The following is a 19,000-nucleotide window of genomic DNA, read 5'->3' on the forward strand; positions in this document are numbered from 1 at the left end:
TTTATTCGCGCGCATAGCTCAGCCGATTTTTTGCAAATCCGTTTCCGCTTCCAAAAAGTCGGGCGTCTCCTCTTCTTCCGGCAGTTCGAATTCGTTATAAAGGCTGACTTCTTCGGGTTTTGCGGCGTTCCCTTCTTCAAGAACTTTTATGCTCGCAAGAAGTTGCTCGTAGTCGGGAAGCTGCTCTATGCTCTCTATTTGAAAACGCTTTAAAAACATATCGGTAGTTCCGAACAATAAAGGTTTACCCACAACGTCTTTGCGCCCCACAACCTCTATAAGATTGTGCTTTAAAAGCACTTGAACGGCGTAATCGCAATTAACGCCGCGAATCTGTTCAATTTCAAGACGTGTAACGGGTTGCTTATAAGCCACTATCGCAACGGTTTCGAGCGCGGCGTTGCTCAATTCCTTTTCCTTAATGGGATTAAGCACGCTGCTAATCGCGTCGGCGTATGCGGGGTTTGAACCGAATTGAATTTTCCCGTTGTAGTTTAATAAATGAATGCCGCATTTGCCGCCGTATTTCTTTTTAAGCCTTGCAACCGACTGTTTAACTTCGCTCTGTTGCAGTTCCAACAGTTCCACTATTTCCGACATGCTTATGCCTTCGCCAGACACGAGCAACAACGCTTCTATAATTTCGTCTAGTTGTTCTATTTCCATTGTTTGTTCCGTCCTCCGTAGCACTCTTTTCGAACGAACGCGCGTTCGCGTTCACGAATTTATCTTTTGGCAAACGGCGCCTACGCCACCTTTTTCAGTAATATTTCGCCGAAAATTTCTTTTTGTTCGGCTCGCACGAATTGAAGCTTTAAAAGTTCCAAAAGCGCTTGAAATGTTGTGATTATTTCGCTTTTAGAATAATCGTCTTCGAACAACTCGTCGAATTTCGCCGTATCGCGCAAAAGCATAAAGTCTTTTATATGCGACATTTTTTCGGCTACCGTAAATCTGTCGAGAGTTATTCTGCGTTCTTTTTTCGTTATGTTTCGCTTCTCCATTTTGAGAAACATTTTTTGAAGGGCTTTCATAAGTCCTTCCATAGTCATGTCTTTAAGCACGAAACGCGGCTCGCCCACGCTCGAATCGGGCGGTCGGAAATGTATGCCCACAGTTTCCTGTTCTCTCATTTTTTGGCATGCTTCTTTATAAAGCTTGTATTCTTCCAAACGTTGAATAAGCTGCTTTTCGGTATCCTCTTCTTCGGGAATTTCTTCCTGAGGCTTCGGCAAAAGCGATTTCGATTTGATTTCTATAAGACACGCCGCCATTTCTATAAATTCGGAAGCGTTTTCAAGGTCAACTTCTTTAAGCTCGGCTATGTACTCCATATATTGCTCGGTTATTTGCGAAACAAATATGTCTTTAATTTGAATTTTAGCCGCTTTAATAAGATGCAAAAGTAAATCGAGCGGTCCCTCGAACGCTTCGAGTCTTATTTTATATGACGATTCGTTATATTCTTCGCCGTCGGGAAGAGTAGGCTTATCGTTTGCATTTGCTTGTTCGTTTTGCTCGGAAGAGTTCGTTTGTATTTCGTCTTGTTTTGTCGTGTTGTCGATTTCCATATATCACCTTAATAAAATCCGCCGAAGTTCAGGAAAATTCCCCAGAACTTACCGAATAGCCACAAAACTCCTTCCCTACAATACGAAATATACATGCCGAGCGGGTCGAGCCAAAACGGAAAATTGAAAATATCGACTATTATGCTTATTCCAACCAACGTAAGTAAAAAATATTGTCCGTATTTGCGGAAGAACTGCACCGCTCGGTTATTGTAGCGTGTGAACGCTTCTATAACTCTGAAACCGTCGAGCGGATGAATGGGCAAAAGATTAAAAAAGAAAAAGCTTAGGTTTACTATTATCATGAAATAGAAAAAATCGCTGAAATACGATAGTACGGTCTCCGCGCCCGGAAACTTTGTTTTGAGCCACGAAAACAAAACGAACAATCCCGAAGAACAGAAAGCGAGAATAAAGTTGACCGTAACTCCCGCTATTGCAACGGTGAATATACCGCGTTTTTGATGTTTGAAATTATACGGATTTATCGGAACGGGTTTCGCATATCCGAAGCCTACCGTCATGAGCATAAAAAATCCGATGATATCGAAATGAGCGAGCGGGTTTATTGTGAGTCGCCCGTTTACTTTCGCAGTGGGGTCGCCGTTCCACAACGCAACGTAACCGTGCGCGAGTTCGTGCAAAATCATGGATATTACCACCACAAGGGCAACAAGCAAAATGCTCGCTATGTCAAAAGATGAATAAAGCACTTATTTGCATTCTCCGAGACGCGACGGAACAGAGTCGCGCGAAACTATGTCTTCGTAACTTTGCGGCTTAACTATGTAATCGCTTTCGCCGTTGCAAACCAACACTACGGGCGGCACGGGATTGCGGTTATAGTTACTTGCCATAGAATAATGATATGCGCCCGTTGTGAAAACGGCGAGAATATCTCCCGATTTTGCGGCGGGCAGTTCGATGTTTTCAATAAGCACGTCGCCGCTTTCGCAACATTTGCCCGCTACTGTAACGGTTTCGCAAGGCTTGTCGAGAGCTCGGTTTGCAAAAACGGCGTCGTATTTGCTTTGATACAACGAAACGCGAGGATTTTCGAACATACCTCCGTCTACCGCAACATATTTGCGAATACCCTCTATTTCTTTTATTGCGCCCACAGTATAAAGCGTTATTCCCGCTTCCCCCACTATCGAGCGTCCGGGTTCGAGCACAAGCTTTGGCGCGGCTATATTTTTCGACGCAATACATTCGTTCAACTTGTTCACGATTGCGTCAACGTATTCGAACGGCGCGAGCGGTTTGTCTTCTGACGTGTATGTAACTCCGTATCCTCCGCCGAGATTGAGCTCGGGCACCTTAATATTATTATGCGACAATGCCGCTATAAAGTCCGTCATTTTTTCCACCGCAAGTTCGAACGGTTTTAATTCGAAAATTTGCGAACCTATATGGCAGTGAATTCCCGTAAATTCAAGATTTTTTTTCGAAACTATTGTTTTAATGACGTTAGCTGCGGTGCCGTCGGAAATTGAAAATCCGAATTTGCTGTCAGGACGCGTCGTTTGAATAAAACGGTGGGTGTGCGCGTCGATTCCGGGATTTACGCGAACAAGCACTCCCTGCTTTTTGCCTTGACGTCCGGCAATTTCGTTGAGCAATTCTATTTCGTAAAGAGAATCTATAACTATCGCGTGAACGTTTTCACGAACGGCAAACGCGAGTTCTTCGGCGGATTTATTATTTCCGTGAAAATATATATCCGAAGCGGGCATGCCTCCGCGAATCGCCGTAAAGAGTTCGCACCCCGAAACAACGTCGGCTCCCAACCCTTCGCTACGAACTATATTATATATGGCGAGCGTGGAAAAAGCTTTCGAAGCGTACGCCACTTTCGAATTGGGATATTTGCGCGAAAGAAGTTCTGTATAACCCCTGCACACGCTCCTTATGTACGCTTCGTCCATCACATACAAAGGAGTGCCGTATTGCGCCGCAAGTTCGGTGCAATCCACGCCGCCGATTTCCAAACGACCTTTTTCGTTTATTTTCAAAGTATCGCGCAATTTCATATATATTTCCTAAATACAGAATGTACTAATAATACCATTTTCCGCCGTTTAAGTCAAACGTTTAAGGCGCGCAGAAAATAAAACCCTAAAAGCCCCGTTTCGGCAATAAAGTAAAAAAGCGCATTTTCTGCCGAAAACGCGCTTAAATTATAATTTGTTGTAAATTGTTCCCGTTTTACCAGTTGGCTATAAATTCGTCTACAACGTCGATATAGGTGGACTTGCGAACAGTTCTGTCGGACACGAGCCCGACTTCGCAAAGAGTTTCTCCGCTGCATTTAACTTTAAGCACGCCCACCGCGTCGCCCGCTTTTACTGGAGCCGAAAGAGAAAGAAACTCCATTTCGTATTCGTAATCTTTCACCTCGCCTTTTTTTGCGAAAACAAATTTATCGTGAGCGGGCACCGCTTTGATATAATCTTCTTTTCCGCCGTTTATTTTAATTTCGCCTTCGAGAACTTCTCCGCCTGCAACCACCTTTTTGGTTTCGTAGTTGGAAAATCCGTAATTAAACAATGCCGCGTTTTGCGCATTGCGAATTTTGGAACTTTCAGCGCCGCAAACTACGCTTATTAAACGGGTTTCTCCGCGTTTCGCGGTTGCCGACAGGCAATATTTGGCGTCGTTGGTAAACCCGGTTTTTCCGCCGTCACAACCCTCGTAGGCACGAATAAGTTTGTTTGTATTGGAAAGCTGAGTAGTTCTTCCGCTCGGGTGCTTAAAGTCGAACATCCATATTCCCGAATATTCGAAAAAGCGTTCGTGGCTTATAAGTTCGCGCGTCATAAGCGCAACGTCGTGCGCACAGCAATATTGCTCGGCTCCGGGAAGTCCCGTGCAGTTTATAAAGCAAGTGTCAGTCATGCCGAGCTTAGCGGCTTTTTCGTTCATTCTTTGAACGAAAGCGTCCACGCTTCCCGCTATGTGTTCGGCAAGCGCCACGCAAGAATCGTTAGCCGAGCCAACCACTATGCTCTTTATTAGTTCGTTCACCGTATATTCGCTGTGAGCGTCCAAAAACGCTTGCGAACCGCCCATGCTTGCCGCATTTTCGCTTGCCGTAACAAGGTCGTCGGGCGAAAGGTTGCCGCAGTCTATTTCTTCGAGCGTAAGGGTGAGCGTCATTATTTTAACCATGCTTGCAATCGGCAAACGCTCTCTCTCGTTTTTTGAATACACTACGGTTCCGGTGTCGTAATCCATAAGCACCGCCGATTTGGCTTTAATATCGAGACCCGAATTTTCTACGGCGTATGCGTCGGCGGTAATCGCCGCGCCGCCGAGCACCGATAAAGACAGACACAGCGCAATCGCCATAACAGTAAATTTTTTCATTCGTATTTTCCTCCGTTTTTTCTAAGTATGTATATATGCCTATAAAATTATACCCAACGTTAAAAAATACGATAAAACTGCGCATAAAACAGTTAGTATTACTAACATAGTAGCGGGAATTATCATCTTTTGCATATACAGCGGAAAAGAATTGCCGCACCCCGCTCCGTAAAGCCTCGCGTCGCGCGCTCTGTTTATTGAAAGAATGGCAACGGCGGAGAACAAAAACATGCTCACTATATAGCATGGAATCAAACAGACGATTGCAAAAGGAAGAACCGACAGCTTCAAAAACATTATGTATAAGCACAGGTGCAAAGAAAAAAGGTAAGACCTGAAAAACAGCACGGCAAGCGCAAGATACGAAAGCAAAAAGTTTACCGACGATAAAACAATTAGCGTTAAAACCGTTATGTAAGTTATTAAACTAATGAAAAAATATCCGAAAATACTTGTTTTATCGGTTAAAAGTTTAAATACGTTAGTCGGGTGCGCGTATAAATATACCCCCGCGTCGCAAACCGCAAACGCCGCCCGTATTCCGAGAATAAGGGCAAGCAAATTCACTATTATAATAACTACCAAAGTTTTGCGATTCGACTTTAAAAAATCGCGGAAGTCTAATATAAGATTAAACGTGTTTATTCTATACATGTTTAATTTATACTGCATTATTCGCAAAAATATGACAAAACACGCAATAGTATGACAAACATACTATTGCGTTATGCCTATTATTGCATCATCCAGTCGGCATAAATTCCGTAACCCTTAGTAGGGTCTGAAACGAACACATGCGTTACAGCCCCCACGAGTTTGCCGTTTTGAATTATGGGACTGCCGCTCATGCCCTGCACAATTCCCCCCGTAGAGGAAATCAACCGTTTGTCGGTTATTCTAATTATCATGCTTTTATCGGAAACGGAATTTTGAGCGGACGCCTTAACGATTTCAATCGAATACTCTTCTACGCTGTCGCCTATTGTGGAAAGTATAGTCGCTTTGCCTGCCGTAACGCTTTTGCGGCTTGCAACTTCTATTTGTTTTTCGCCTTTAAAATCGTTAAACTTTCCGAACACGCCGCTTTGGCAGTTTTTACATAACGTTCCGCGCGGAGAATTGCCTGTGAAAGCGCCTTTGAGTTCTCCCGCTCGTCCGCGTACCCCCTTATTGTATCCTAATATTTTGCAATCGAACGCCTCGCCCGTAACGCACGGCACCATGCTTCCGTTTTCTAATAGTATAGGATGCCCCAAGCATCCGAACGAGCCGTCCTCTTTAACGTATGTTACTGTGCCTACTCCCGCTATGTTTTCGCGTATTTGCAACCCAAGCCGCTTTTCGCCCGTCATATCTTCTTTAATAAGTCCGAGCGGAATGCTAAGTAGAGCGGTCCCTCGTCTCACGCCCAAATTTACGCTCATTCCTATTGTTTCGTCTAAAACCGAGCGAATATCCGATGCGTAATTTATTTGTTTTCCGTCAATGGTTTCTATAATATCGCCGCCATACACGGGTAGCTTCGGCACCATACTGCCGAGCTCTGTTTCCACTGTCGCGGGTCCCACTACGATTACTCCTCTCGGTTTTAAAACCACCCCTACGGGAAAACCTCCGAGATACACTATGCGCGCAGGCTCGCTTCCCGCAGATTGCGCTTCGGGAACATGATAGGCATTAAATGCGAACACAAGCAACAAACAACATGCTATTAAAAAATAGTTGCGGTAGGCGGCTTTTTTCATCATGATATTTAGTGTGGCGGTTAGTTTTTGCGAATATGCGACAAAAAAGCCCTTTCCCTAAGGAAAAGGCTGTAAAAACAGCAACAATTTGTTCGGTTATTTTATGGTGGCTTTAAATTCGTCGCTCCACTTTTTCATTGTGGAAGCGTTGGTGTCCGACTGCTCGCTTATTCCTTTGCCGCCCGACAAACGGGAAATTTCGTCTATCATACCTCTATTGTCGAGAGGAACAACGGTTGTAACCGTTTTATTGTTATACGATTGCTTCGAAATATAGAAATGAGCGTCTGCCATTGCTGCTATTTGTGCGAGGTGCGACACGCACAAAATTTGATGCTTGCGAGATATCGCGGCAAGTTTTTTTGCAACAACTCTTCCAGTAATTCCGCTTATACCCGCGTCGATTTCGTCGAAAATCATAGTCGGAACGGTATCCGACTCGTTGGATATAACTTTTAAAGCAAGCATAAAACGCGACATTTCGCCGCCGGATATAATTTTTATCAATGATTTGAGCGGCTGTCCCGCATTTGGCGACAAATAAAATTCGGCTGTGTCGGCTCCGTTTGTTCCGAAAATATTTTCAAATTCTTCAAGCGAAGGAAAAACGGGAAGCGCAACCTTGAAATCCGAATTTTCCATTCCGAGCTCATGCAATTCCGCTTTGATATTATTCGAAAATTCTGCGGCGCCTTTCTCGCGTTTCACATGCAAGTTTTCGGCAAGCCCGTACAGTTTTTTTAGCAGGGTTTTTCTTTTGGCGCATAATGTTTCGTAGTGCTCGTCGGCGTTTTCCAAATAGTCGAGACGGGTTTGAGCTTTTTTCTTAAATGCGAGCATATCGGCATAGGCTCCATATTTGCGTTTGAGCGCTCGCACAAAAGAGAGTCTTTTTTCGAGCTCGTCTAACTCGTTCATATCGAAATTCATAGAACCGAACTCGTCCGCAATACCGTCGCAAACGTCTTCGAGTTCGATTGCAACCGATTGAAGCCGCTCGTATAGCTCGGAATACGCGCTTTTAAGATGAGAAATACTCGACAGTTCTCTTTGCGCTTCGGAAAGCAACTCGCTTGCGGAGCCGTCCTCTCTTTCCGTTAGAACTTCGGTAGCCTTTCCGAGCGCGGCATATATCTTTTCGGCGGAAGTTATAATATTTCTCCGTTCGATTAGCTCGTCCTCTTCCGTTTCGAACGTGTTTGCATCCGCTATTTCGGCAAGTTGAAACCGCAACAAATCTATTTCGCGTTCGCGCTCGCTTGCGTTTCCTATTCCGTTCAACGCCGAGACGGTTTCTTTATATTCGGCATAAGTTTTTAAATATTCGGCTTTGTCTTCTTTAATCTCATTGCGAACAAAATAATCGAGAATACGCAAATGCTCGCTCGTGCGCATAAGCGATTGATATTCGTTTTGTCCGTATATATCAACGAGAGTCGCCGTTATTTGTTTTAACATGCCTATTGTGGCGGCTCTGCCGTTTATGCGAATTTCGTTTTTACCGTCGGAATGAAACTTTCGGCTTATAATAATGCAATCGTCCTCGTCGAACCCGAACTCTCGCATAACTTCGCAAGCTCGCTCGGTAGAATCGAAAACGCCTTCAACCAAACCGCTCTCGGCGCCGTAACGCAACAACGTTTTATCGTAGCGAGCGCCGAGCAAAAGCATAATGCCGTCTACTATAATGGATTTACCCGCACCGGTCTCGCCGCTCAATATATTCAGTTGCCCGCAAGGTTCGAGCTCGAGTTTTTCTATAAGGGCAAGATTTTCAACAACTAATCTCGTAAGCATATCGGCTATTGCTCCATAAGCTCGGAGAGCTCGTCGGTGATTTCGCGCGCGACGGATTCGTTTTTAGTTACCGCCATAACGGTATCGTCGCCGGCTACGCAACCCAAAATATCGGGATTTTCCAACCTATCGAGCATCATTCCCGCAATGTTAGCGCTTCCCGACATTGTTTTAATCACCACAATATTATTCGCGTACAAAATCGATATAACGGCGTTTTTAAATATGTTCACTAATTTATCGTTCGAAACGCTTCTGTCGCCGAATTCGCGCACATATTTTTGACGCTTTCCGTCGATAGACATTTTAACTATTCCCAACTCTTTAATATCGCGCGAAATCGTTGCTTGCGTGGCGTTAAAGCCCGCGTCTTTAAGCATGCGAGCCAAATCGTCTTGCGTTTCCACAACGTTGTCGGTAATCAGTTCCAAAATTTTCATTTGCCTGGCGCTTCTTGCCACAGTTCTCTATACCTCCTCTCCCGGCGTTAAACTCCAAGTGTTGAGTTTTCTCAAAAGACGTTCGTAAAATCCGTTTTTATTGAGTCGAACAAATAACGCGTGTTTGGGCGCTTTATATATGCGAATAGTTTTCTTTTCGGGCAACACGCAAACGTTTTTTCCGTCGGCAATCACCATTGCATCGTTCGCGCGCGCTTGCAACGTTATGTCGATTTTCTCGTCGTCGCCGAGCACTATGGGGCGCGAATGCATAGAATGGGAATTTATTGGCGTAAGCGCGAAAACGTTTGCCGTAGGACTTATAACGGGACCTCCCGCGCTCAACGAATAGGCTGTGGAACCCGTAGGCGTGCTTACTATAAAGCCGTCGCAATAGTGATTGTCTACGGGAGCGTCTTGTATATTAACTTTAAGCATTATCATTTTAGACACGTTTCTGCGAGCGATTACGATTTCGTTTAAAGCGTAAAACTTTCTGTCGTCAAGCTGCGCGCAAAGCATTGTTCTTCTTTCAACAGAATAGTTCTCGGCAACTATGTTTTTCGCAAGCGTATCTAAATCGTTCGGTTCCGCTTCGGTAAGAAATCCGAGTTTCCCGAGATTTACTCCGAGTATGGGTATTTTGTGCACCGCACACCATTTTGAAATACTCAGAAGCGTTCCGTCGCCGCCTACGGCAAGCAACATATCGAGTTTAACGTTATCGGATTCGGAAAAATATCCGTTGCAAACAACATAAGAAGAAAGACTCTCGTAAGCGTAACACTCGATGCCGCAATTCAAAAAGCTTTCGATTAGTTTTTTTGTAACCGAAAGATTTTTGTCTTTATGAATATTTGTGTATATGCCCACTTTCATGCTTTTATTATACATGAAAATTTATAAATATTCAAGTTTATTGAATAAAATTATTTTGTAAACTTAAAAATTATTTTAAATTTTTTATTGCAGAAAGTATTCCGTTCGCCGTTATGCCCGCCGATTCCAGCGAATGTTCAACCGAAAAATCATCTAAAAATTCGTCGGAATATCCTATGCAAGAAATTTTCGCCTTTAATCCGCAAGACGTTAAATAGGAATTTACCGCCTGACCGAACCCGCCGCTAAGCGCGTTGTCTTCCACAGTAATTATTATATTTCCAGCTTTATTTATTGAATTTAAAAATTCGGTGTCGAGAGGTTTTATAAAGCGCGCGTTTATAACGTTTGAATTGCCTACGGCTTGCGCGGCGCGCAAAGCGCGTCCTCCCGCAGCTAAAATATAAATGTTAGATTTTTCGGAAACCACTACTTCCCATTTGCCGTATTCTATATCCGCACATTCGGAATCGAATGCATAATTTTTAGGATACCTTATTGAAAGCGGACCGTTAAAAGATTGAGACCAAATCAACATTTTATAAAACTCGTTGCCGTCTTTCGGCGCGAGAATAGTCATGTTCGGAATCATAGAAAGATAGCTCAAATCATATATTCCCTGATGCGTTATGCCGTCGGAGCCTACCGCGCCGGCACGGTCTATAAGAAAAGTGACACCGAGATTGTTTATACAAACGTCGTGCAGTATTTGGTCGAAACCGCGTTGTAAAAACGTTGAATAAACGGCAAAATACGGCTTTAGCCCGCCTGCCGCAAGTCCTGCCGCAAGAGTAACCGCATGTTGTTCCGCAATTCCTACGTCGAAATATCTGTTTGGAAATCGCTCTGAAAAAGCCGTGAGCCCGGTTCCGTCAGCCATAGCGGCGGTTATCGCAACAATAGACGAATTCTTTTCTCCTTCCTCGCACAAAAAACGCGATAAAACATCGGAAAACGACGGCTCTTTATTCGCTCCCACAGGCTGAATTCCGTGAAACTTCGACGGGTCGCATTGCGCTGCGGAATCCCCTTTTCCTTTCTCTGTAACTATATGAATAAGCGACGGTCCGCACTCGTTTTTAGTTTGTTTAAATATTTCTATTAAGTTGCCTATATTGTGCCCGTCTATGGGACCGTAATATTTTATTCCCATTTGCTCGAACATTTTATTGTTTTGAAGCAACGCCTTTATTCCGTCTTTTGTTTTGTCGAGCGCTTTATATATGTGTTCGCCGAACAAAGGAATACCGAGCACGCCTTTTTGCACAGTTCGTTTAAGTCGGGAATAACGTTTGCTGAGCCGCAATTTTGAAAGATATTCGCTCATTGCGCCTACGTTTTTGGATATAGACATTTTATTGTCGTTCAGCACAATAGTCATTCCCGCTTGAGACGCGCCTATATCGTTTAAAGCTTCGAACGCCATACCGCCTGTGAACGCTCCGTCGCCGATAACGCTCACAATGTTGTAGCTTTGCCCCAATAGGTCTCGAGCCCTTGCAAGCCCCAAACCTACCGACAATGATGTTGAGCTGTGCCCCATAGTAAAAGCGTCGCAGTCGCTTTCTTTCATTCTCGGAAAGCCCGAAATTCCCCCGTTGGAACGAAGAGAGGGAAACGCGTCTCTACGCCCCGTTATTATTTTGTGCGCGTAAGCTTGATGTCCCACGTCCCATAAAATTTTATCCGCAGGGCAATCGAAAACAAAATGCAGAGCAACCGCGAGTTCTACCGCGCCGAGACTTGACGCAAGATGTCCTCCGGTATTGCGAACGGTTTCGCCTATATACTTGCGCAAACAGTTGCAGTACTCGTTTAACTCTCCTACCGTCATTTTTTTGAGGTCTGCGGGTGAATTAACTTGTTGAATCAAATCGCTCAAATATTATTCCGTCCGTTCCATAAAATGTATTGTGAGCTCGGTTAAAAACTCGGAGTTTTTAACGCCATGCAAAATATTCGTCGCCGCAACAGTGTGTTCTTTAAGTGCGTTTTTCGTTTGTTCTTTGCCGAAAAGTTTAAGATATGTGTTTTGAGAATCGTTTTCCCCGTCAAGCAAATCGTCTTTAAGCTGAAACCCGAATCCGAAAATTTTTCCGAATTCTCCGAGTTGCGCCGCTTCTTTCGCAGTTGCGCCTCCTATTAAAGCGCCCGCTTCAAGCGCCGCCGATATTAGCGCCGCAGTCTTTTTCTCGTAGACGTAATCAATCGTTCTCTCAGTTGCCGACGTTAAAATATCGCGGGACTGCCCTCCTACCATACCGCTTCCGCCCGCCGCTTTCGCTATTACCGCTCCCGCCTTTATTAAAGCGTCGCGGTTATTATCTTCCAAATCTATCGCGCCCAAAATAAGCTCGTGCGACAAATTTAAAAGAGCGTCGCCTGCAAGCACGGCAAGCGCTTCGCCGAACTTTTTGTGGCAGGTAAGCTGCCCCCTTCTAAAATCGTCGTTATCCATGCATGGCAAATCGTCGTGCACGAGCGAATAAGTATGAATACATTCGATTGCGAGAGCGAAATTCACTGCGACGCCGTTCGGTTCTCCGCCGAACATTCGCACCGCTTCGAGCAACAACACGGGGCGCAGTCTTTTACCGCCGCAAAGCAGCGAATAAGTTACGGCTTGCGAAAGCTCCGAAGGCAAAGTTTGAAATTCGTAGGTTAATTGTCGTAAATATTCCTCGAATTCTTCTTTGCGTTTTTTGTATTCTTCGGTAAAACTCAATATTACTCTCCTTCGCCGTTTTTTAGCAGATTATCCAAATCGCTTATTATACCGTCTATTTTTCCCTTACTCTCGTTAAGCATACCCATACATGACTTAATAAGTTTTACTCCGCTTTCGAACAAAGCTATAGCTTCGTCAAGCGAAAGTTCTTTCGAATCGAGCTTGTTCGCCGTTTCTTCGAGTTCTTTCAAAGTTTCTTCAAGCTTCATTGTTCCCTTCTCCCGTCTGAATTTTAGTAACTCTTGCCGTAAGCTTTCCGTTCGCAAGCACCGCTTTAAATTCGTCGCCTACTTTAATATTGTCGAGCGTCGCGTTCTTACCGTCCGTTCGGTAAAGCTTAGCATATCCCATAGATAGAATTCGCAAAGGGTTGTTCGTGTCAAGTTTTGCCGACAAAAGACGCATACGTTCGGAGGCTTCGTTATAATTCTGCAACGCCGTTTCGGAAAGCGTTTCGGAACGCGATCGCACGAAATCGCCGGCATTTTCAAAGCGCGTGGTAACGCTATCTTTCATTTTTGCGCCTAATCCGAACACAGCCGTCCGCATTTGTTCAAGACGCACTTTGCTTTTGTAAGACAGCTCCGCCGACGCGCGATAAACTCCGTTAGTTTTGCGTGACACAGCTTTTTCTATTCCGTGTTTTAACCGCATAACCGCCGCGCCGAATCTTTCGAGAAATTCTTCGTTCTTGCGACTGATATATTCGCCCGCCATGCTCGGAGTTCCCGCCCGCAGAGATGCGGCAAAATCGCATAACGTGAAATCTGTTTCATGCCCTACCGCCGATATTACGGGAGTTCGGCAAGCGGACACAGCCCTCACGACGCTTTCATCGTTAAACACGCTCAAATCGTCGCCGCTTCCGCCTCCGCGAGCAATCACAATCGTATCGAATTTTTTCGTATCGGCTTCTTGCAATTTTCTAACTATGTCGGCTGCCGCGAGTTTACCTTGCACCAGCGAAGAAAACACGGTAAGCGCCGTAAACTTATTTTTACGATAAAGCGTTTTAACAAAGTCGTGAATTACCGCTCCGGTTTCGCTTGTTACTATCGCTACGTTTGTAACGGGCGCGGTTATCGGCAATTTGTTTTCGAACAGCCCTTCTGCGGCGAGTTTTTCTTTCAGAGCGTTAAATTCGGCTAATATGTTGCCTACGCCTATTTTTTTAACGGTTTTGAAAGCGAACGAAATTCGCCCCGTGCGGCCGTGAAATGTAACGTTGCCGAATAACGAAACCTTTTCGCCGAGCTCTAATTTTTCAATCGCTTCAAAGCAAACGCAATTCAGTATTCCGTCGCCCTCTCGCAAAGTTACGAACGTGGCCGTAGGGGTAGCCTTAAATTCGTAAACCTCGCCTTCAACATTCAAATTATGCAGTACGAGCTCGTCTTCGAAAACGCCTTTAACATATTCGTTGAGCTGCGAAACCGTGAGTGTTCGCTCACGCATTTTCCGCCGCCGTCACGGTGTTTTCCAAAAGCATTGCTATTGTCATAGGTCCCACGCCGCCGGGCACAGGAGTTATGAAAGCCGCTACGCGAGAGGCTTCGTCGAATTTTACGTCGCCGTAAAGCTTGCCGTCATGGCGGTTCATTCCAACGTCTATAACCACCGCTCCCGGTTTAATCATATCGCCTGTTATAAACTCTTTTTTGCCAACCGCCGCCACCAAAATATCGGCGCGTGAAGTTATGCTTGCAAGATTTTCCGTTTTTGAATGAGCTATTGTAACTGTGGCGTTATTTTGCAATAAAAGCATTGCCATAGGCTTGCCTACTATATTGCTTCTGCCCACCACAACCGCGTTCTTTCCTTCTATATTTATTCCCGTAGAGCGTATAAGCTCTATGCAACCTTGCGGCGTGCATGCCGCAAGACAATCGTTTCCGAGCATAAGATTTCCCGCGTTTACGGCATGAAAACCGTCCACGTCTTTTCGCGGGGATATTCTTTCGAGCACGCGTCGCTCGTTTATTCCTGTCGGAAGCGGAAGCTGTACCAAAATTCCGTGCGTCAAATTATCGGAATCGAGCTTGTCCACAAGTTCGATTATTTTTTGCTCGGAAGCGTCGGCAGACAAGCGAAAAGATTGCGACTCTATGCCCGCTTCTTCGCACGCTTTTATTTTGTTGCGCACATAAATTTCGCTTGCGGGATTATCTCCTGCCATAACTACGGCAAGACGCGTTTTTTTGCCGCTCCGCTCAAATAATTCGCGCGCCCGTTCTTTTACGCGCATTCTAACTTGCGCGGCTATTGCTTTTCCGTCAATTATCTTCGCCGTCATGTTCAAGCTCCTTTTTAAGTTCTTCTTTATTAGCGATAACCGACGCCAAAACTCCGTTTACAAACGAGGCGCTCTTTTCAGTAGAATACGTTTTGCTCAACTCTACGGCTTCGTTCACCGACACTTTTTCGGGTACGTCCACTCTCAGCAAAAGCTCGCAAACCGAAATCATAAGAGCCGCCAAATCGGTTCTATATATGCGTTCGAACGAAAAATCTTTGCTGTATCTTTCTATTACGCTTTTCAAAAAATCGTAATTTTCGATAACGGCGCCGTATAATTCTTCGGTAAAAACCGCGTCCGACGGTTCGTCTTTCGCGCAAAGCAATTCTTTTGTAAAATCGTTGCGTTCGCCTGTTTCTATATACTCGTACACAAGTCTGAACGCGTTTTCTCTTGATGATTTTCTACTCATACGCCCTCTTGAAAAAATAAAACTATAGGCCTTAATCGCTTAAAGCCTATAGTTAACGCTTTTGGCAAAATTTACATCGGCGACTGAGCGTTACCGTCGGGCATCGTAAGACCGAGAATATTTACGTTAACAACGCCCACTTTGTATTTGCTCATTGTCTCCACGCTGCGCTTTATATTTTCCTGAACTCGGAACGCAACGTCGGAGCAACTTACACCGAATTCCACGTTAATGAAAACGTCCACGTTTACGGTGTTGCCGAACATTTCTGTGCGTATGCCTTTTCCCTGCAACGATGCAACGCCTTTAATTTCACGCACTGCAAGCACAATTATGGACGATATTAAATTACGACCATAAGTTACGTCGCCCGTAAAATTAGCATTGTAGCGGCTTTTGAGAGGCATACGGCACTCCTGTTTTTATTCTTATGTATTAGTATAACACAGCAAGCCGAAAAGTTCAATCAATTAGACGCACTAAATTTATTCTACGGGAATAATTCTCACATCGAGCGCGGTTTTGTCGGTTTCGGAAACTATAATGTCGAGCACCTGAGCCACTTCGTTTTCGGTAAGCTCGTCGGATTTTATGATTATGTTAATATTTTCGGTAGACGCCGTGACGATTGCGTCCTCGAATCCGAGAGCTTTTATAAGTCCTTCGAGCACAAGTTCGAGGTCCATATTTTTTGTAAGCGTAAGCTTCTGCGATTCGGCGTCGGCTACGGCTTCGGCGGTGGATGCCTCGTTGTTTATAATTGCGTCGAGATACATTATGGTTTGGTCGCGCGTGGTCTGGCGGTCGGTGCGGTAAGTGGTGAAAAAGTTACCGTAGCTTACGCTATCGGACGCGCTCGCCTTAGTTGCTCTGTTGTTCAGGAATATATTCAAGCAGCCCGTAACAACCAAAAGAGCCACCATACCGGCAAGTATGAAAATCTTTTTCTTTTTGCTTAACATAAATTGTTCCTCCAATTTTGATTTTTATTCGTTGATTACTTCATGGCATACACGTTAATTTTGTTTTGCGGAATATCCAGCAAAACGGAAACCGCATTCATAATATCCAATTTAACCGCAATATTGTTTCCTCCTTGACAGATTATAATTACGCCGAGCGCTTTGGGGTAAACCTCTTTCAGAATAATGGGAGAACTTGCTCCCTGTATCTGAATAACAGTCGGCGTAGTGGTTACGTTGTTACCCGAGTTGGAGGTTGCGTAGGCTATGATTTTTTCCACGCTACTCTCCCAATTTACCACAACTTTGACCTTGCCCACCCCTTTCATTGCTTCGAGCGCCGACACAAGTTCGCGTTCGGTTTTGCCGCAATAGTCTGCGGAAACCGTCGGGGCGTCGCTATTCGACGTTTTCGCGTCGTTCGCTCTTGCCGAAAAGTAAATTACGAGCATAACCGCAACCGCAATAACCGCGATAATAATTTCCAAGTGCTTTTTTGTTTTAAGCGACGCAATAAATTGTTTAATTTTCGATTCAGTTTTCATAAATCGCAATCACGTCCTTATCGACAGCCAAATACAAGGAAACCTTATTTCGGAGTAGCTCATACTTATTTATATGCTCGGATTGTCCGACAATGACAACTTGGCTCAAATTTATTCGCACCGATTTTATCTCCGGCGCGGCGGCCGAAAAATCGCCGTCTATCTCTATATCCCCGAGCTTTATTCCGTCGCTTTCAAGCGCGGATTTCAGCCCTCCGATAAGCGACTTTTTTTTGAGTTCTTCGGTATAGCTTATGTACTTATCTTGCAGTTGAACGTTTTCACCCAAAAGAAAACCGTCGGGCGAACAACCGTTTTTAACGAGCGACGGCAAAGGAAGTATAACGATTAAAACCGTTACCGCCGCGAACACGGATTTTATATACTTGTTCATTCTGCCCGACGGCAAAACAAGGTCTATAACCGCGCCTATTACCACTATTCCGAGTATGCTCAGCACCCATCCGCCCAACGCTTTCATAACGCAAGATTCCCCGTGCAAATTATAAGCAACAAAAATATGAAATACAAAAACGCGATTGCAAGCACTACCGACACTAAAAGAGTAAGATTTTTAGCAAGCGCCGACACAAGCGAACTCATTCTGCTGTCGCCGAGCGGTTCTATTACCGCGCCCGCAAAATGCAAACTAAGCACAAGCATAAGAATTTGCACAACTGTGGGAATAACAGACAAAAAGAGCAAAACTATAGCCGTTGTGCCTACCGCGTTTTTCACGAGAACGCTCCCCGATATAACGAGATTAAGCCCGTCGGAAAGGTATCCGCCTATAACGGGAACGTATTTGCTTATTGCGAATTTTGCCGTTCGAACAGAAACGCCGTCGTAGACCGACGCGGTAATGCCCTGCACAGCCATAAACGCCGTAAAAACGAAAAAAGCCGTTCCGAGCAACCATTTGGAAACGTTTGAAAAGAATCCCGAAAGCTTGCCGAGTTTCACTCCGTCAGATAAATTTCCGACGGCTGTCATAACGATAGACACTATGAACGCCGGAATAATAAACACCGTTATAAGTTCGGCGATTCCTCCTATTAAAATAGCCACTCCCGGCTTATATACGGCTACCGACGAACCCGCTCCCACCGCCGTCATTAAAGTAAGCAATATAGGAAATGTAATCCTCATTTGGTTTCTGAGTTCGGTCACGGTTTTTCGCACAGCCGCAATTAGCGAAAAAATCTGAGTAAACAACACAACTATCAATAGCGCCACGCAGGCGAAATAAACTATGTTTTGCACAGAATCGGAAGCGAATTTGCCTCTCAAAGAACTCATTAGACTATACGCCACCGCAATAGTTATAACCGAAACTATTATAGGCAAATAGTTTACTATGTTTACGCCGAGTACGCTTGCGATATACGACAGAAAAGAACCGTAATCGTCGGAAAGATTTCCCGAAATAACGGCTTTGATTCTGTCTTTTAGTCCGCTTGTTCCTATAACCGCACGCTGACTTTCGGAAAGTGTGGCAAGATACGCTTCAAGCTCCGCCAAATCGAGATTGTCAACTATATCGTTCACGTTGTCGGCAAGTTCTTTTTCGGCTTCGGAATTGTCGGCGCGAACGGGTTCCGCGTATGTAAACGACGCCATAGAAAGATACAAAAAAAGCACGGCTATAATTGCGGCAAACTTTCTTTTCATGCGAGCACTCCCGCTATGGTGTCGAAAAGCATTGTTATAATGGGCAGAGCAAGCACCATAATTATAAGCTTTCCGCCTAAAATTATTTTTTCAGCCAAAGCCTTTTGTCCGCTGTCTTCCACAATTCCCGCCGAAAAATCGGCAATATAGCCTATTGAAATTATTTTCATTACGGTTTTATAAATGCTCGTGGGAATACCCGTTTTTTCGGCAATAGACGAAAGCGTGGAAAAAACTTGAGTGAAATAGTCTATAACGGAAAGCAAAATTATGCAACCGCCCGCTATTCCCACAAGCATGGCGACCTCGCTTTTTTGCTCGCGCAACAGCACTACGCAAAACGCGGTGACAATTCCCATAGCGGAAATTTTAACTATATCCATAGGCGATACAGTCCGAACATTGTTCTGAGCGTGTCGAAAAGCCCCGCTATTAGGTCAACAACCATGAACAAAACTATTACAAGCCCCGCAAGCGTCGTTATTGTGGCTATTTCGTCTTTGTCGGCTTTTTTAAGCACTTGCCCGACTATTGCCGTTATGATTCCCACTGCGGCTATTTTGAAAATTATGTTTATATCCAAAT

At 44.6% G+C, this 19,000-nt stretch carries 23 protein-coding genes; all 23 read right to left on the minus strand.

Annotated features, from left to right (window positions below; translation table 11 throughout):
* Nucleotides 1-18: 18 nt before the first annotated feature.
* Nucleotides 19-666 (minus strand): SMC-Scp complex subunit ScpB, encoded by a 648-nt coding sequence (scpB, locus tag NFR62_RS01925; RefSeq protein WP_251612902.1) that lies wholly within the window; start codon nucleotides 664-666, stop codon nucleotides 19-21.
* Nucleotides 667-746: 80 nt separating this feature from the next.
* On the minus strand, nucleotides 747-1,571 hold the full coding sequence (locus tag NFR62_RS01930; RefSeq protein WP_251612905.1) for a segregation and condensation protein A: 825 nt from the start codon (nucleotides 1,569-1,571) through the stop codon (nucleotides 747-749).
* A gap of 8 nt (nucleotides 1,572-1,579) precedes the next feature.
* A complete protein-coding gene (locus NFR62_RS01935) occupies nucleotides 1,580-2,284 on the minus strand; it encodes a site-2 protease family protein (RefSeq protein WP_251612908.1) in 705 nt (234 codons plus the stop codon).
* Entirely contained in the window at nucleotides 2,285-3,604 is a 1,320-nt protein-coding gene (gene lysA / locus NFR62_RS01940; RefSeq protein ID WP_251612911.1) for a diaminopimelate decarboxylase, read from the minus strand.
* Nucleotides 3,605-3,779: 175 nt separating this feature from the next.
* Nucleotides 3,780-4,940 (minus strand): D-alanyl-D-alanine carboxypeptidase family protein, encoded by a 1,161-nt coding sequence (locus NFR62_RS01945; protein ID WP_251612914.1) that lies wholly within the window; start codon nucleotides 4,938-4,940, stop codon nucleotides 3,780-3,782.
* Between the two features lie 39 nt (nucleotides 4,941-4,979).
* A complete protein-coding gene (locus NFR62_RS01950; RefSeq protein ID WP_251612917.1) occupies nucleotides 4,980-5,594 on the minus strand; it encodes a hypothetical protein in 615 nt (204 codons plus the stop codon).
* Nucleotides 5,595-5,674: 80 nt separating this feature from the next.
* Nucleotides 5,675-6,688: a SpoIVB peptidase S55 domain-containing protein gene (locus NFR62_RS01955; protein ID WP_251612920.1), complete on the minus strand. Its 1,014-nt coding sequence runs from the start codon at nucleotides 6,686-6,688 to the stop codon at nucleotides 5,675-5,677.
* 93 nt (nucleotides 6,689-6,781) lie between these two features.
* Nucleotides 6,782-8,482: a DNA repair protein RecN gene (gene recN, locus NFR62_RS01960; RefSeq protein ID WP_251612923.1), complete on the minus strand. Its 1,701-nt coding sequence runs from the start codon at nucleotides 8,480-8,482 to the stop codon at nucleotides 6,782-6,784.
* 5 nt (nucleotides 8,483-8,487) lie between these two features.
* Nucleotides 8,488-8,943, minus strand: a complete 456-nt coding sequence (gene argR, locus NFR62_RS01965) for an arginine repressor (protein WP_251612927.1) — start codon at nucleotides 8,941-8,943, stop codon at nucleotides 8,488-8,490.
* A gap of 6 nt (nucleotides 8,944-8,949) precedes the next feature.
* Nucleotides 8,950-9,801, minus strand: a complete 852-nt coding sequence (locus NFR62_RS01970; RefSeq protein ID WP_251612930.1) for an NAD(+)/NADH kinase — start codon at nucleotides 9,799-9,801, stop codon at nucleotides 8,950-8,952.
* A gap of 70 nt (nucleotides 9,802-9,871) precedes the next feature.
* Complete coding sequence (gene dxs, locus NFR62_RS01975) at nucleotides 9,872-11,683, minus strand: 1-deoxy-D-xylulose-5-phosphate synthase (protein ID WP_275556873.1); 1,812 nt, start codon at nucleotides 11,681-11,683, stop codon at nucleotides 9,872-9,874.
* 3 nt (nucleotides 11,684-11,686) lie between these two features.
* Nucleotides 11,687-12,526, minus strand: a complete 840-nt coding sequence (locus tag NFR62_RS01980) for a polyprenyl synthetase family protein (protein ID WP_251612937.1) — start codon at nucleotides 12,524-12,526, stop codon at nucleotides 11,687-11,689.
* 2 nt (nucleotides 12,527-12,528) lie between these two features.
* On the minus strand, nucleotides 12,529-12,738 hold the full coding sequence (gene xseB / locus NFR62_RS01985) for an exodeoxyribonuclease VII small subunit (protein ID WP_251612940.1): 210 nt from the start codon (nucleotides 12,736-12,738) through the stop codon (nucleotides 12,529-12,531).
* Entirely contained in the window at nucleotides 12,728-13,984 is a 1,257-nt protein-coding gene (gene xseA, locus NFR62_RS01990) for an exodeoxyribonuclease VII large subunit (protein ID WP_251612943.1), read from the minus strand. The genes xseB and xseA overlap by 11 nt, the downstream gene beginning before the upstream one ends.
* Nucleotides 13,977-14,822 (minus strand): bifunctional methylenetetrahydrofolate dehydrogenase/methenyltetrahydrofolate cyclohydrolase FolD, encoded by an 846-nt coding sequence (folD, locus tag NFR62_RS01995; RefSeq protein WP_251612946.1) that lies wholly within the window; start codon nucleotides 14,820-14,822, stop codon nucleotides 13,977-13,979. Before folD ends, xseA begins: the two co-directional genes overlap by 8 nt.
* A complete protein-coding gene (nusB, locus tag NFR62_RS02000) occupies nucleotides 14,803-15,237 on the minus strand; it encodes a transcription antitermination factor NusB (protein ID WP_251612960.1) in 435 nt (144 codons plus the stop codon). The genes folD and nusB overlap by 20 nt, the downstream gene beginning before the upstream one ends.
* A 71-nt stretch (nucleotides 15,238-15,308) precedes the next feature.
* On the minus strand, nucleotides 15,309-15,644 hold the full coding sequence (locus NFR62_RS02005) for an Asp23/Gls24 family envelope stress response protein (protein ID WP_251612962.1): 336 nt from the start codon (nucleotides 15,642-15,644) through the stop codon (nucleotides 15,309-15,311).
* Between the two features lie 78 nt (nucleotides 15,645-15,722).
* On the minus strand, nucleotides 15,723-16,199 hold the full coding sequence (locus NFR62_RS02010) for a SpoIIIAH-like family protein (RefSeq protein WP_251612965.1): 477 nt from the start codon (nucleotides 16,197-16,199) through the stop codon (nucleotides 15,723-15,725).
* 35 nt (nucleotides 16,200-16,234) lie between these two features.
* Nucleotides 16,235-16,744: a hypothetical protein gene (locus tag NFR62_RS02015; RefSeq protein ID WP_251612968.1), complete on the minus strand. Its 510-nt coding sequence runs from the start codon at nucleotides 16,742-16,744 to the stop codon at nucleotides 16,235-16,237.
* Nucleotides 16,734-17,225, minus strand: a complete 492-nt coding sequence (locus NFR62_RS02020; protein ID WP_251612970.1) for a stage III sporulation protein AF — start codon at nucleotides 17,223-17,225, stop codon at nucleotides 16,734-16,736. Before NFR62_RS02020 ends, NFR62_RS02015 begins: the two co-directional genes overlap by 11 nt.
* A complete protein-coding gene (locus tag NFR62_RS02025) occupies nucleotides 17,222-18,415 on the minus strand; it encodes a stage III sporulation protein AE (protein ID WP_251612973.1) in 1,194 nt (397 codons plus the stop codon). Before NFR62_RS02025 ends, NFR62_RS02020 begins: the two co-directional genes overlap by 4 nt.
* A complete protein-coding gene (spoIIIAD, locus tag NFR62_RS02030; RefSeq protein WP_251612988.1) occupies nucleotides 18,412-18,798 on the minus strand; it encodes a stage III sporulation protein AD in 387 nt (128 codons plus the stop codon). The genes NFR62_RS02025 and spoIIIAD overlap by 4 nt, the downstream gene beginning before the upstream one ends.
* Nucleotides 18,789-18,998: a stage III sporulation protein AC gene (gene spoIIIAC, locus NFR62_RS02035; RefSeq protein WP_251613006.1), complete on the minus strand. Its 210-nt coding sequence runs from the start codon at nucleotides 18,996-18,998 to the stop codon at nucleotides 18,789-18,791. Before spoIIIAC ends, spoIIIAD begins: the two co-directional genes overlap by 10 nt.
* Nucleotides 18,999-19,000 lie beyond the last annotated feature (2 nt).

The sequence above is a fragment of the Pumilibacter muris genome, assembly GCF_943193045.1.
In the GTDB taxonomy this organism is placed as follows: Bacteria; Bacillota; Clostridia; order Christensenellales; family Pumilibacteraceae; genus Pumilibacter; species Pumilibacter muris.

What these genes read in the sequence shown, in the direction of transcription:
- scpB (WP_251612902.1), bottom strand. Translation starts at nt 666, where the DNA reads ATGGAAATAGAACAACTAGACGAAATTATAGAAGCGTTGTTGCTCGTG.
- NFR62_RS01930 (WP_251612905.1), bottom strand. Translation starts at nt 1,571, where the DNA reads ATGGAAATCGACAACACGACAAAACAAGACGAAATACAAACGAACTCT.
- lysA (WP_251612911.1), bottom strand. Translation starts at nt 3,604, where the DNA reads ATGAAATTGCGCGATACTTTGAAAATAAACGAAAAAGGTCGTTTGGAA.
- NFR62_RS01945 (WP_251612914.1), bottom strand. Translation starts at nt 4,940, where the DNA reads ATGAAAAAATTTACTGTTATGGCGATTGCGCTGTGTCTGTCTTTATCG.
- NFR62_RS01950 (WP_251612917.1), bottom strand. Translation starts at nt 5,594, where the DNA reads ATGTATAGAATAAACACGTTTAATCTTATATTAGACTTCCGCGATTTT.
- NFR62_RS01955 (WP_251612920.1), bottom strand. Translation starts at nt 6,688, where the DNA reads ATGATGAAAAAAGCCGCCTACCGCAACTATTTTTTAATAGCATGTTGT.
- recN (WP_251612923.1), bottom strand. Translation starts at nt 8,482, where the DNA reads ATGCTTACGAGATTAGTTGTTGAAAATCTTGCCCTTATAGAAAAACTC.
- NFR62_RS01970 (WP_251612930.1), bottom strand. Translation starts at nt 9,801, where the DNA reads ATGAAAGTGGGCATATACACAAATATTCATAAAGACAAAAATCTTTCG.
- xseB (WP_251612940.1), bottom strand. Translation starts at nt 12,738, where the DNA reads ATGAAGCTTGAAGAAACTTTGAAAGAACTCGAAGAAACGGCGAACAAG.
- xseA (WP_251612943.1), bottom strand. Translation starts at nt 13,984, where the DNA reads ATGCGTGAGCGAACACTCACGGTTTCGCAGCTCAACGAATATGTTAAA.
- folD (WP_251612946.1), bottom strand. Translation starts at nt 14,822, where the DNA reads ATGACGGCGAAGATAATTGACGGAAAAGCAATAGCCGCGCAAGTTAGA.
- nusB (WP_251612960.1), bottom strand. Translation starts at nt 15,237, where the DNA reads ATGAGTAGAAAATCATCAAGAGAAAACGCGTTCAGACTTGTGTACGAG.
- NFR62_RS02005 (WP_251612962.1), bottom strand. Translation starts at nt 15,644, where the DNA reads ATGCCTCTCAAAAGCCGCTACAATGCTAATTTTACGGGCGACGTAACT.
- NFR62_RS02010 (WP_251612965.1), bottom strand. Translation starts at nt 16,199, where the DNA reads ATGTTAAGCAAAAAGAAAAAGATTTTCATACTTGCCGGTATGGTGGCT.
- NFR62_RS02015 (WP_251612968.1), bottom strand. Translation starts at nt 16,744, where the DNA reads ATGAAAACTGAATCGAAAATTAAACAATTTATTGCGTCGCTTAAAACA.
- NFR62_RS02020 (WP_251612970.1), bottom strand. Translation starts at nt 17,225, where the DNA reads ATGAAAGCGTTGGGCGGATGGGTGCTGAGCATACTCGGAATAGTGGTA.
- NFR62_RS02025 (WP_251612973.1), bottom strand. Translation starts at nt 18,415, where the DNA reads ATGAAAAGAAAGTTTGCCGCAATTATAGCCGTGCTTTTTTTGTATCTT.
- spoIIIAD (WP_251612988.1), bottom strand. Translation starts at nt 18,798, where the DNA reads ATGGATATAGTTAAAATTTCCGCTATGGGAATTGTCACCGCGTTTTGC.